The organism is Natronoflexus pectinivorans (genome assembly GCF_004345615.1).
Classification (GTDB): Bacteria; Bacteroidota; Bacteroidia; order Bacteroidales; family Marinilabiliaceae; genus Natronoflexus; species Natronoflexus pectinivorans.
Genome location: NZ_SLWK01000008.1, coordinates 28,151 through 41,147, shown reverse-complemented (window position 1 = coordinate 41,147; position 12,997 = coordinate 28,151). Strand labels below are relative to the sequence as shown.

Sequence of the window (12,997 nt, the reverse complement as noted above, 5' to 3'; positions counted from 1 at the left end):
AAAGATTATATAAAAATTAGAACTTTAAATAATTCAGACAACGAAACTGGTATTGAAATACCTTTTTTATTTCTACGTAACATAAAAAAGAATAGTTACATAGAATAAGCTGAAAAACATCATATTCACATATTTTAATATATACGCCCGACGTCTGTTCGAGTCCAGGAGAAAGGAGAAAGGAGAAAGGAAACCGGAGTTCCGTATGGCGGGATAAAGCACATAAGGTTATAACCACAATGAACACAGAGAAGACACGGAGGTTACTAAGTAACTATCGTGTGCTTTGTGTAAAACCATAGTGAACTTTGTGGTTAGTCTTTACCATATAAGTTTGATGTTCGATGTTTTAAGTTCTATGTTCAGATGCTGTCAACCCTTGAACTATAAACCATAAACTCAAAACTCTTCTACTTTACCCTTTTGCCTAATGACCCATCAACCTTGCCACCTTTCAACCTTCATACCATTAAAAAAACAGAGAACCCCACAAACCGTGAAGCCCTCCATTCTTTTAACTTTTAGCGCCTTTTCGCCTCTGCGTTTAATTACCGCACCCCCACTACCCGCTCACTCTTCACCACATCACCGGCGGTTACTCGTACAATGAATATGGCACTGGTGCGTGGAAGCACTACCAATGTACGACTGCTGCGTGCCAATGTTTCACTTACCTTCTGACCTTCTATGGAGAACACCTCAATGTTGGCTTCACCCATTTGAAGCAATTGCGAATCGATGCTTACCAAAGCTTTTCCGGCAACGCCGTTAATACGGATACCTGCGGCGGCTTTGGGATCTTCCATCTCCGGTTCCAAATCGGTGGAGACCATGTAGAAGTGAAGCACGAAACGGTCATCCCTCTCGCCCGGTTCGCTCACCGTATAAACATACTCGCCTCCGACAGTAACATGTATAAATGCTCCCGTATCACGATCCTCCAGATAAACGGAATGCATCCCGTAGTAATAACTCATATCGAACGTGAGCGTTACATCTCCTGAAACCCGATTGCGAACAACCAACGGAATGGTTCTGGTAGGCTGATTCAGTTCAGGTAAACCATTGATGGCCAACTCTGTCTCCCCTACCCGGGTAAATATTTCAGGTACTCGCTCATCAGTGTTGCGATATTTTTCGGAGTCGCCCTCATCAATACCTTCAGAAGCATTGCGAGAAAAATAGATAACGGCTCCATCACGAGTAAGTCCGTTATCAGCCGTAATACGAATAACATCGCCATAAGCGTTGTTACTGCTCTTTAATTGTGATTCAGGCAAACCATGTACCCTCGCCCTATTGTTTACAGTAATTGTTCGATTCTCTCCCATTGGACGAACGAAAAACGATTGCTTGGGTGGAATTAAACTCATTTCCTCCTCAGTATATTCTCCCTTATCAGAGAACAATGAAACACGAGCACCAGGAACCGCAGATCTATTAAAGGTAACATATGTCATTGACTCTCCTATCTTGGTTCTGTACCAAATGGTAGATTCAAAATTTTCTCGCTCCCAACCTGCATCATCTAACCAGTTAATAAAGCTTGGGAAAGGATTAGCCATTAATTGAAACCTATTTTCAGCAAAAGTTCGACTAATTTCACCAGAATTCAACTCACCTGTATATGTAATCTCCATTAAATCATCCGATTCAGAAGTTTTATGATAAAAAACGGCTACCCCTTCCAGCTTTCGCATAGCCGTTTCATAATGTTGAGTAAAAGTGGAATACCAGCGATCACGATAAACATTAACAAGCGTTCCCGAACCCTGGTCTCCAGGGCTGAAATTACCAAAAGTAGCATCTCGGATGACACTTCCAAGGTAATACCACTTCTCTTTGGGTAGGACTAATTTGACATTCGCATGTCCGGCAATTTGGCCATGAGTAATTAATGAGGCCATACCGCCTTGCTCATAGCTATTTTCAAGAACCAATCCTCCTTCATCCTGAATGGTTAAATTACCATGGACAGTTAACCGCGCACCGAGTTTAAGGGTTAGAATAGCCCCTGACTCAACAAGAAGATCATTAACCTCAACCAGACCCGAGTTTAATGTAATTTTCGGATTGTCATTCGATGCTTTAATCCGCACATTTGAAGTTGGATTGGGAAGACGATTCCCTGTCCAGTTACTTGCATTCTCCCATTCATTGTTCCCTTTATTCCCAACCCACTGGAAACCTGAAAAAACGGGAACTACTACAGCTTCAACGATATCTTTTAACTCACCACTTTCCTTGTCGTTGAACTCCTCCAAATCTCCGTAATTATTAGGGTTGTCTATGATAGACCACCCTGGAGCAGTTATTACTGCATCCGGATTTATAATATAAATCTTTGTATCATTATTGCCTTGTGTATTAAGACCTCCTCCATGATGAGTAAAATCGCCACCTACGACCAGCTTTCCGGTATTTCTAATTGTTGTGCTTGAGGAAGTACTAAAACTACCGGCAACAACTAAATTACCATGAACATTAACACTAGCACCAGTTGACTCAAGATTTCCATGAACAATTAATACTCCATTATTTTTAACATCAATAGCTGCACTACCTGTTAAATTGCCAAATATTTCCAATCTGCCACCATTCTCAACTGTAACGCCTCCCCATTGGTTGTTAGCATAATCGCCATACACTTTAAATGTTCCGTTTACAGTAACAGTAACCGGGTTTAAATTTCCATTTCTGGTTATTGTACTGTTGGAACTAATTGTCATAGCCTTATCAACATTTCCATCTTCAGGAGGATATGCCATACCCCACGATGAAGGATTCCAGTTGGAATTGTCTTCGTAATCTCCCACCCTTCCTGAAATACTTACGTAGTTACCAAAGACATCAACGGAAGAAAGAAGCATTATAATTAACGCAATAATTCCAGAGAATATCCAGGAGCGTTGGAAAATATTTCTAACGCTACTATCATTTTTTTGGTGGTATATCTTTTTCATAAATAGATTGTTTAAACAGAATCAATATCAATAAAAGCATCAGACCTTGTACAACATATTATTCACTTTGTTGTTCAGATTGTCTGTTTGAGGTTTGTACGGAAATAATGATGTTTTGTTTCAGTTTAAAATGTTAAAATCAAAAAACATTCAACAAATGGTCTAAAAATTGATGCCTGCAATCATTGAATCTATATATCACTGTTTTACTGATCATTATCAGCATCTATAATCAAGGAACAATTCTGAATCTCGCACTATTAGGCAGACTGTTTAAGTTTTTGATTTACATATTATTTTCACTGTTGATATTTTTTACGCAATCTTTTACCTCATTGTTACAAATAGGTGGTAACTTTTTTATATTATTGTGGACTGAACCACAACAACATGTCGCCATTCACAGAAACAGAATATTTATCATGGCTGGAGGAGCTGCTTAAACACGGTAAAACGGTGCAAGTGCCGGTTAGTGGTATGAGCATGTTTCCATTTTTAATGAAGGACGATGTGATACAGGTCAGCCCCATCGAATATGGTGATTTAAAGCCCGGACAGATACTGATTTTCAACAGAGAAAGCCGATGGATTGCCCACCGTTTAATTAAATCTGAAAATGGCTTTTGTTATACCCGTGGCGATGGAAACAGAAAAGTAGATGCTGCAATACCCTTCAGGGATGTTAAAGGTGTTTTAACGGGGATAAGCTCTTCACGCTGGATATTGGCAAAATACAGTTATGGCAGAATAGGGAAAGTTCTAATCAGAACAGGAATGGTTTCGGGACCGATTTTCTGGTTTTTGGGAATGATCTCGTATGAGATTTTGTGTTGGTGTAGAAGGGTTTTTAAGGTTGGAGGGTGACAGGGTGAAGTTGAGACGTTTTGGGTTTATGGTTTTGAGTTCAAGTTCAAGGGTTTGAGTTCAAGGTTCAAGGTTTTAAGTTTTAAGTTTAAGGTTTCGCAGCATAGCAAAGTCCCGAGAATCGGGATAGGTTCAAGGTTTTGGGTTGATGGTTTATGGTTTTGCAATTAAACGCAGAGACGCAAAAGCGCGAAGTTATTATATGAAGGGTTTTACGTTGAGAAAACCTCTTGGCCTAATAACCTAAATCATCCCCTCCCCCATTCGGCTGAGTGTTCGACTGAGACTTCGGTGTGAGCTCAGTCGAACACTCACACCGAAGCCTAAAAGGGAACTTCAATCACACAACATTAAACTTTGAACCTAAAACATTAAACTATCAACCCAATTCTTATGTGCCTTATGTGGTTAATATGGTTAATATGGTTAAAACTTTATCGTACAATCGTCTGTTCTCTATCCGGGCCAACAGAAACAATGGTGATGGGGATTCCAAGTTCACGTTCCAGAAAATCGATGTATAGATTTAATTCCTCAGGGAACTCATTTTCGGAACGAACGCCGGTGAGGTCACATTTCCAACCCGGTAATTCTGTGTAAACAGGTTCCAGATTATCGGGCAATTCGTAGGGAAACTCTTCGATGATTTCATCACCAATTTTATAGGCAGTTGCCACTTTAATGGTTTCCTGATCACTAAGCACATCACCCTTCATCATGATGAGTTTTGTAACGCCATTGATCATTACGCTATACTTAAGTGCCACCAGATCGAGCCAGCCACAGCGGCGCGGACGGCCGGTTGTTGAACCAAACTCGTTACCATTTTTGCGCAGATTTTCACCCACCTCATCAAACAGCTCAGTGGGAAATGGACCACTACCTACACGGGTGCAGTAAGCTTTAAATATACCGAATACCTCACCTATTTTATTTGGGGCAATACCCATACCTGTACATGCTCCGGCGCAAACGGTGTTAGATGAAGTAACAAAAGGATAGGAACCAAAATCTATGTCGAGAAGGGTGCCCTGTGCACCTTCAGCAAGGATTGATTTTCCTTCTGTGATATATCGGTTGATCTCATGCTCACTTTCAATCAGCTTGAACTTCTTGATATTTTCGATGCCCTCCATCAAGCCGGCTTCGAACTCTTCAATGTTGAACTCAAAATTGTACATTTCGAGCAAACGCATGTGCTTCTCTTTAAGAGCCGCATACTTTTTATCAAAATCGTGAAGGATATCACCAACCCTTAAACCATTCCTACCGGTTTTATCCATGTAGGTAGGGCCAATTCCTTTTAAAGTAGATCCTATCTTGGTATCACCTTTTGAGGCTTCAGATGCAGCATCCAAAATGCGGTGCGTTGGCAGAATTAAGTGAGCTTTCTTTGAAATATAAAGATTTTTAGTCAGGTCGAAACCTTTTGCTGATAGTCCGTCAATTTCTTTTTTAAAACTGATTGGATCAAGCACGACACCATTGCCAATCACATTAATGGTTCCCTCCCGAAAGATACCGGAAGGAATATTATGCAGAACAAACTTCTGGTCATCAAACTCCAGTGTGTGCCCGGCATTTGGACCTCCCTGAAAACGTGTTATCACATCATATTTTGGGGTCATCACATCCACCACTTTGCCTTTTCCCTCATCGCCCCACTGCAATCCTAATAAAACATCTACCTTCATTATTTCTATTTATTTGGGCTGTTAGCTGGTAACAGCCGGAAAACTTTTGGACAATAAAAATCGGAAAACCCTCCCATTCAGGGATGACTTTCCGATGTGTAAAATTAGATATTATAAATGGGATAATGGCTAAAAAAACTATTTATTTTTCAATCAGAGTATTCAAAACCATCCCTACTCCCGAACTGTAAAGGATTTGAGATTTTCAGTTTTTCGTAAAACGAGAAACGGCTACTCCTGATCCTGGCAAGCCGAACAAGTGCCGTAAATATAGAGACTGTGGTGAGACACCTCAAAATTCATGACTTTGGCAGCATTGTTCAACACCATTTGAACGGTTGGATCACAAAATTCCACCACATCGCCACATTTCATACAGATGAGATGGTCATGTTGTTTCGATTCAAAAGCCTTTTCAAACTGCGCAATGTTCTTTCCAAACTGGTGTTTGATCACCAGTTTACAATCGAGCAAAAGATCGATGGTGTTATAAAGCGTGGCACGGCTCACCCGATAGTTTTTATTTTTCATAAAGATATAGAGTGATTCTATATCAAAATGACCGTCACGGGAATATATTTCATCCAGAATGGCGTACCGCTCTGGTGTTTTCCGGTGTCCGTTTTTTTGAAGATATTCAGTAAAAATTTGCCTTACGGCATCTTTTGGTTTAACCTTATCCATAATTAATCCTATTAAAAACAGAGAGCTGCAATATAGGAATTTTTCAGAATATCTGGAAATAAATAAAAAATTGGGGAAAAGGACAAAGGGGAACAGGGTTGGAGGGTGAAAAGGTTGATAGGGTTGGAAGGTGACAGGGTTCAAGGTTTTAGGTTCAAGGTTTGATCTTTAAACTTCGAACATTAAACTTCAAACTTATATGCCTTATATGGTTTAGCCAAGGACAAAGTTCACAATGATTTACGCAATGTACACGAAGGTTTCTTAGTGCTCCCTGTGTCTCCTTTGTGCCCATTGTGGTTTATCCCGCCTTGCGTAACTCCCGTCTCCCGTCTCCGTTTTCCGGTCTCCGCTCACCCTTTCTCCTTTCTACCTTGTCACCTTCCAACCATTGACCCTAAAACCATTTCGCCAAAAAAATCATGCATTAATCCGCTCCTGTCGCGAAACATTATGCACACCTTTTATACGTGAGATATTAAAAATGAGGTTATTCAAGTCCTCAGTATTATGGATATAGAGGTAAATGGTACCTTCAAATATACCATCGTGACTCTCGAAATGGATGGAACGCATATTTACATTCTGGTCGTCGGAGATGACTTTGGTAATTTTGCTAACGATACCAATTTGGTCAATGCCCGAGAGATTGATAACAGCCAAAAACGACAGTATTTTATGTGACTCCCAACTAGCAGAAACGATGCGATTACCGTGACTAGACATCAGTCTGATGGCGACCGGGCATTTACGGCTGTGCAGAATTAATTTCTCCTTATCGTCATGATACCCCACCACATCATCGCCGGGAATGGGATTACAGCAGGGAGCAATGAGGTAACTTTCATCGTCCATCTGATCTGAGACCACCATCTCGTTGGGTTTAGATGCTTTCTCGGTGCTGCGACGGCCGGATCGAACCCCACTTTGATTTTTTCCAAAAGATAAACGCCAATACCTCACCCATTTGTTGGTGGTTTTATCGCTGAGAATTTTTTGAAGATTATCCAGCCTTATGAGATTTCTGCTGATTTTAATATAGAGCTCTTCCTTGTTGGGAAGGTTATAAAAAGTCTGAAGTTTCTTCAGAATTTTGGCATTGATGGTCAGCTTCTTTTTCTTAAGTGCATCTTCCAAAACACTTTCGCCTCGCTTAACCATGTCTTTACGCTCTTTTTTGAAAGCATCTTTAATACGCGTTTTGGCCTTGGCTGTGGTCACATAGTTCAACCACTCATATTTTGGAGTCTGCTTTTCCGAAGTTAAAATCTCTACCTGGTCGCCACTTTTTAGTTCATGGCTCAATGGAACCAGTTTATAATTAACCTTGGCACCTATGCATTTATAGCCGATATTGGAATGAATTTCGAAGGCCAAATCCAGGGTGGTTGCACCCTTCGGCAATATTTTCACGTCCCCTTTAGGAGTAAAAATCATCATTTCGGCACTGAAGAGGTTCAGTTTAAAATCATCCAAAAACTCCAACGAATCGGAATCGGGATTTTCCAATACCTCCCGGATTCGTTTTAGCCAATTATCCAGTTCGGACTCTTTGTCCGTTTGTCCTTTATATTTCCAGTGCGCAGCAAATCCCCTTTCGGCAATTTCATCCATACGGGCACTGCGAATCTGTATTTCGACCCACTTGCCATCCGGCCCCATAAAAGTGGCATGCAACGCCTCATATCCATTGGCTTTAGGAACACTTACCCAATCGCGCAAGCGATCGGGTTTCGGTTTATATAAATCGGTTATGTAAGAATAGATATTCCAACATTGCGATTTTTCAGGAATGGCAGGTTTGGGATGAAAAACGATGCGTAAGGCCAACAGATCATAAATTTCTTCGAAAGGAATCTGTTTCTTTTGCATTTTAGTCCATATTGAAAATATGGACTTTGGACGCCCTACAATATCAAACTCATATCCCTCCTTCTTGAGTCGGTCAATAATCGGAAGTGAAAAACGATTAAGCAGTTGTAGATTTCGCTCCTGATACTCTTTTAGTTCATCAGAAATCTCCTGGTATATACCTGGATGTTCATATTTAAGGCTCAAATCCTCCAGTTCAGTCTTTATTGCATAAAGGCCTAAACGGTGAGCCAATGGAGCATAAATAAACAGGGTTTCTCCGGCAATCTTGAGTTTTTTATGCTCCGGCATGCTGTCCAGAGTACGCATGTTATGAAGCCGGTCGGCCAGTTTAATGAGAATAACGCGTACATCCTCAACCATGGTGAGAAGAAGTTTGCGGAAATTCTCGGCCTGCTTGGACTGAGTCTGATCAAAAGCGCCTTCCAGTTTGGTGAGGCCATCCACAATATTGGCAACGGTATCACCAAAAATTGTTTTTATGTCGTCAACAGTATAATCGGTATCTTCCACCACATCATGCAGAATGGCAGCAGAAATCCCTTTTGGTCCCAGACCAATCTCCTCAGCAACTATACGCGCAACAGCCAGGGGATGAGTAATGTATAACTCTCCCGACTTACGGCGCACTCCCTTATGCGCCTCCAATGCCAACTCAAACGCCTTTTGAATAAGCCGGTAATCTTCCGGTTTCTGACAACGATTACAAATTTTCAGAATCTCATCCAGCTCCTGCTTGGCTTCCTGCTCTTCCAGTTTAAGTGTTTCCTCCGACATACGTTGCACTGTTAGATATAAGACTGATAGAATTTAGATTTTTAGATGTTAGACTGTTTGATTTTTAGATATTAAGCCAATCAGCGGGATTAAAAAATAGCAATTTAGTCCCTTATGTTCAACTATTTTCCGGCAACGACGACATAAAAGTCGTCAGGATTAAGATACTTCTTTGATAACTCCATGATACGTTGCTGATCGATTTTGGTTATCTCCTCCACCATCTTTGCATAAAAAGTAAAATCCAAATCAAACTCCCACAACGATCTATATATATCCGCTGTTGAAAAAGGCCCGTCGAAATTACGCATCAATTCGCCCAACATGTAATTCTTGACCACCTCAAGTTCATTATCCGGTACCGGCTCTTTCGTTAATCGAACCATTTCATCGATGATGGCACCAACGGCAGCCTGGCGCATTTCACCCATCACCTCTGAGCCTATAACCCACATCCCACCATTTTTATAGGCTACAATATTTGAACCAATTCCATAGGTAAGGCCTTTCTCTTCGCGAACCGAAGTCATTAACCGCGAACCAAAATACCCTCCCAATATGGTATTCACAATTTGCAGCGGGATAAAATCAGGGTGATTATTATTAAACAGAGGACGACCTATGCGAAGAGCCGATTGCAAAGCCCCTTCCTTTTCTATGAGATGCACCTTTTGTTCCAAAGGCTCAATTTCGCCAACACCATTTAAATTAAACGTTCCGGTAAGCCACTGCGAGGAACCGAAATGCTTGACCAATAAATTGCTGATATCGCCTCCCGGTTGGCCGGATACAATGATTTTACCTCCTAAAGGGGTATAGGCATTTTTGTGAAATGCAAACAACTCATCCCGGGTAAGCTCATCAAAATGAGACAACTTCAGAGTTTTTCCATAAGGATGGTTTGCTCCGAAAACAACCTCCGGAAATCGTCGTGCAGCAATGGTTTTCACCTTTTCTGAGTCGAGAATATACTCTTGTCGTCGCTTATTGATATAGATATCTGTTTCACGCTCATCGAAAGCCGGATTTTTGATAATGTCTTCTACCAATGGCAACAAATCCGGGAGTTCTTTGGTCAGGCAAATCAGCGTAACCACCGTGTTGTGGTAAAAAGTCTGGGTGCTAAGGTACGCACCATAAAAATCGAGCATACCGGAAATCTCCTGAGAAGTCCGACTCGTGGTACCTTCCATCAGCAGATTGCCAACAGTAGATGCCAGCAAAGGCTTACCCGCCTGCACAGCTCCGGCCGGAAACATCCAGTCGATTTTAGTCACATCCTGACTCCCCGCTGTAATAAGCGAAACCTCAATGCCGTTAGGCAAGCTCTGGCTGTCAACCGGTAAAAACCCTATCTGGTTGATGGTTTCAAAGGCCGGTCCTTTCGACCGGTCTGGTTTTATCTGCATATAAATTTTCTTTTTCTGTTTGTTGAAGAAAGCTAAACTTACCGTTTGTTTGAATCCCGATTCATCATGCCTTTTCGGCCAGGTAATGAAGGGTAGAGCTGTTTTCCTTACGGAAAACGCTACCGGCAGTTGCCTGAATCTGCTCTGCTGTGACTGCCCTGTAATGCTCTATTTCACGATTGATATTCTCCGCATCACCCATCAATTCATACTGCGCCATGTTCATGGCCTTGTTTAAAAAGCTGATTTCAGCGAAAACAAGATTGGATTCAATCTTGTTTTTAACTTTCTGCAACTCCCTGTCATCCACCATTGTGCTAGTAATCGAATGCAATTCGTTCCAAACGGCATCTTCCGCATCTTTCATGTTTTTCCCCGGCATCAATCTCCCTGTAACGGTAAACAAACCGGGATCCATATCGCCGGAAATATATGCATTTACATCTGAAAACAGTTGCTTATCCTTTATGAGTGACTGAATCAATCGTGATGAAGGGCCGTTGGATAAAATATCAGACAACAAGTCGTTGATATAGAAATCATCATCCCGACGTGCACCGATGTGAAAATGAATATTGAGCAGATGCGCCGGCACATCACGTTCCACTTCCAGAAACCGTGCCTCCTGCTGCGGCAATTCACGTGGGATGTTACGCACCGGAACATCCCTGCGGGGAATGTCACCAAACCATTTCTCAGCCAGTCTAAAAACCCTGTCGGGCTGCACGTTACCGGAAACCGCTAGCACCGCATTATTGGGAGCATAGTGACGATAAAAGAAGTTCTTTACATCGTCCATGGTGGCATTCTCGATGTGGCTGATGTCTTTACCAATGGTTGGCCACTGATATGGATGCTGTTTGTAAGCCATAGGCCTCGTAAGAAGAGGGATATCGCCATATGGTTGGTTCAGATAACGCTGTTTGAACTCTTCAATTACCACCTTTCGTTGCACTTCAAGGTTTTTATCGGTAAAATTAAGCTCCAGCATTCTGTCAGACTCGAGCCAAAAAGCAGTTTCAATATTGGCTGCCGGCAAAGTCACGTAGTAATTGGTGAAATCATTGCTGGTCCAGGCGTTGTTCTCACCTCCAACCCTTTGCAAAGGCTCATCGTAGGATGGCACGTTCACACTTCCGCCAAACATCAGATGTTCAAACAAATGTGCAAATCCTGTCTTATCAGGGGCTTCATCTCTCGCACCCACATCGTAAAGCAGGTTCACAGCAACCAAAGGTGTTGTGATATCAGGATGAACCACAATTTTTAACCCATTTGCCAACTGATGTTTGTATATTTCTATCATAGAGTTTTATCTAATTTTTAATGATTTCTTATTTCAGCAGTTCGTTAAACTTTCTTATTTTACTAATTTAATGACAAATAAAATAAGACTGACAAGTTTGAAAATTGCATAAAATCAGAAATTTGCTTTTGTCTATCATCTACTAAAGTTTCGCTCTTTCTTATTTTTATACTATTCAACCCGTTAAGGGTTGACTCTGAATATATAATTTACTTTTATCCCCTGGTCAGCACCCGCAACTATTTATATTTAAGCCTTTTAGGCTTATAACCATATAAACCGTCAAACAAGTAGCGATGAATTTGTTGTAAACCTTTTGTTGTTCCTACTTCAATATTGTTAATGTCGCCTGTCTCAAAAAGGCGAAAAGCATTTTGCAGGCTTATCTTATCAATATTTTTCATATTCAACAAAATTCTTTTACAGTTGACGATGTATATGCGATTAAATCCTCAACCGCGCTTCGTTATAACCTGATTTTAAATCTTCAAAAATATCGGCCACACTTTGAAGTTTATCTACCAATGCAGCCACCTGACCTATTTCCAGTTCACCTTCATCCAAATCGCCTTCAAACATGCCCTTTTTTGCTCTGCCACGCCCCAAAAGCTGCGACAACTCCTCCGGAGTTGCCCCGCGTAATTCTGCCTCGCGAACAAGTTCGAAAAAACGATTGCGCAATAACCTCACCGGTGCCAACTTTTTTAATGAGAGCATGGTGTCCCCCTCTTTGGCAGCAATGGCGTATTGTTTAAAAGCCTCATGCGCCGATGATTCAGCGGATAAGGCAAATCGGGAACCAATCTGCACCCCTTCAGCACCCAGAACCATAACAGCCAAAACCTGTTCGCCTGTGCCAATGCCTCCGGCGGCAATCAATGGCAACGATGTTGCCTTACGGATTAAAGGAATCAGTGTTAGCGTGGTGGTTTCTTCGCGTCCGTTATGGCCGCCTGCTTCAAAACCTTCGGCAACAATGGCATCGACCCCGGCTTCCTCACACTTTGCTGCAAACCGGCTGTTTGCTATCACATGAACCACAGTAACTCCGTGAGATTTTAGAAAGCCAGTCCATTTGGCCGGACTTCCCGCCGAGGTAAACACTATTTTCACCTCCTCCTTCACAATGATATTCATCAACTCATCAATGTTGGGATAGAGCAAAGGAACATTAACACCCCAGGGGTTTGAAGTTGCCTGTTTCATCTGACGAATGTGATGCTGAAGTACATCGGGATACATACTTCCGGCGCCCAGCAACCCCAAACCTCCACAGTTACTCACTGCCGAAGCCAGTTTCCATCCGCTACACCATACCATTCCTCCCTGAATCACGGGATACTCTATATTGAAAAGTTCAGTAATCCTGCTTTTTTGCATTTTAATTGTATTTTGAACCTACAAAGATAGAGTTAATTAAGACAAAGA

General features: G+C 41.6%; 9 protein-coding genes. 1 reads left to right on the top strand and 8 read right to left on the bottom strand.

Annotated features, from left to right (window positions below):
• Window positions 1-548 precede the first annotated feature (548 nt).
• Window positions 549-2,963 (bottom strand): hypothetical protein, encoded by a 2,415-nt coding sequence (locus tag EV194_RS11195; protein ID WP_132434132.1) that lies wholly within the window; start codon window positions 2,961-2,963, stop codon window positions 549-551.
• A gap of 390 nt (window positions 2,964-3,353) precedes the next feature.
• On the opposite strand from EV194_RS11195, the gene EV194_RS11190 reads away from it, so the two are divergent.
• Entirely contained in the window at window positions 3,354-3,827 is a 474-nt protein-coding gene (locus EV194_RS11190) for a S24/S26 family peptidase (protein WP_132434131.1), read from the top strand.
• Between the two features lie 434 nt (window positions 3,828-4,261).
• Here the strand turns inward: EV194_RS11190 and EV194_RS11185 are convergent, their stop codons facing one another.
• From EV194_RS11185 to EV194_RS11155, 7 genes are all read right to left on the bottom strand, one after another.
• Window positions 4,262-5,521: an adenylosuccinate synthase gene (locus EV194_RS11185; RefSeq protein ID WP_132434130.1), complete on the bottom strand. Its 1,260-nt coding sequence runs from the start codon at window positions 5,519-5,521 to the stop codon at window positions 4,262-4,264.
• 231 nt (window positions 5,522-5,752) lie between these two features.
• Window positions 5,753-6,205, bottom strand: coding sequence for a Fur family transcriptional regulator (locus tag EV194_RS11180; RefSeq protein ID WP_132434129.1), 453 nt, complete (start codon window positions 6,203-6,205; stop codon window positions 5,753-5,755).
• 420 nt (window positions 6,206-6,625) lie between these two features.
• Window positions 6,626-8,854 carry a RelA/SpoT family protein gene (locus EV194_RS11175; protein WP_132434128.1) on the bottom strand — a complete coding sequence of 743 codons (2,229 nt, stop codon included), beginning with the start codon at window positions 8,852-8,854 and terminating at the stop codon, window positions 6,626-6,628.
• 122 nt (window positions 8,855-8,976) lie between these two features.
• The gene (locus tag EV194_RS11170; protein ID WP_132434127.1) at window positions 8,977-10,263 is read right to left on the bottom strand and encodes a M16 family metallopeptidase; all 1,287 of its coding nucleotides are present in this window, start codon (window positions 10,261-10,263) and stop codon (window positions 8,977-8,979) included.
• Window positions 10,264-10,327: 64 nt separating this feature from the next.
• The gene (locus tag EV194_RS11165) at window positions 10,328-11,569 is read right to left on the bottom strand and encodes a M16 family metallopeptidase (RefSeq protein WP_132434126.1); all 1,242 of its coding nucleotides are present in this window, start codon (window positions 11,567-11,569) and stop codon (window positions 10,328-10,330) included.
• Window positions 11,570-11,808: 239 nt separating this feature from the next.
• Entirely contained in the window at window positions 11,809-11,973 is a 165-nt protein-coding gene (locus EV194_RS11160; protein WP_207916017.1) for a hypothetical protein, read from the bottom strand.
• 40 nt (window positions 11,974-12,013) lie between these two features.
• Complete coding sequence (locus tag EV194_RS11155) at window positions 12,014-12,949, bottom strand: NAD(P)H-dependent flavin oxidoreductase (protein ID WP_132434125.1); 936 nt, start codon at window positions 12,947-12,949, stop codon at window positions 12,014-12,016.
• Window positions 12,950-12,997: the final 48 nt, after the last annotated feature.

Bases quoted from the DNA above. Each gene is read 5' to 3' on its own strand.
- EV194_RS11195 (WP_132434132.1), bottom strand. From the start codon at position 2,963: ATGAAAAAGATATACCACCAAAAAAATGATAGTAGCGTTAGAAATATT.
- EV194_RS11190 (WP_132434131.1), top strand. From the start codon at position 3,354: ATGTCGCCATTCACAGAAACAGAATATTTATCATGGCTGGAGGAGCTG.
- EV194_RS11185 (WP_132434130.1), bottom strand. From the start codon at position 5,521: ATGAAGGTAGATGTTTTATTAGGATTGCAGTGGGGCGATGAGGGAAAA.
- EV194_RS11180 (WP_132434129.1), bottom strand. From the start codon at position 6,205: ATGGATAAGGTTAAACCAAAAGATGCCGTAAGGCAAATTTTTACTGAA.
- EV194_RS11175 (WP_132434128.1), bottom strand. From the start codon at position 8,854: ATGTCGGAGGAAACACTTAAACTGGAAGAGCAGGAAGCCAAGCAGGAG.
- EV194_RS11170 (WP_132434127.1), bottom strand. From the start codon at position 10,263: ATGCAGATAAAACCAGACCGGTCGAAAGGACCGGCCTTTGAAACCATC.
- EV194_RS11165 (WP_132434126.1), bottom strand. From the start codon at position 11,569: ATGATAGAAATATACAAACATCAGTTGGCAAATGGGTTAAAAATTGTG.
- EV194_RS11160 (WP_207916017.1), bottom strand. From the start codon at position 11,973: ATGAAAAATATTGATAAGATAAGCCTGCAAAATGCTTTTCGCCTTTTT.
- EV194_RS11155 (WP_132434125.1), bottom strand. From the start codon at position 12,949: ATGCAAAAAAGCAGGATTACTGAACTTTTCAATATAGAGTATCCCGTG.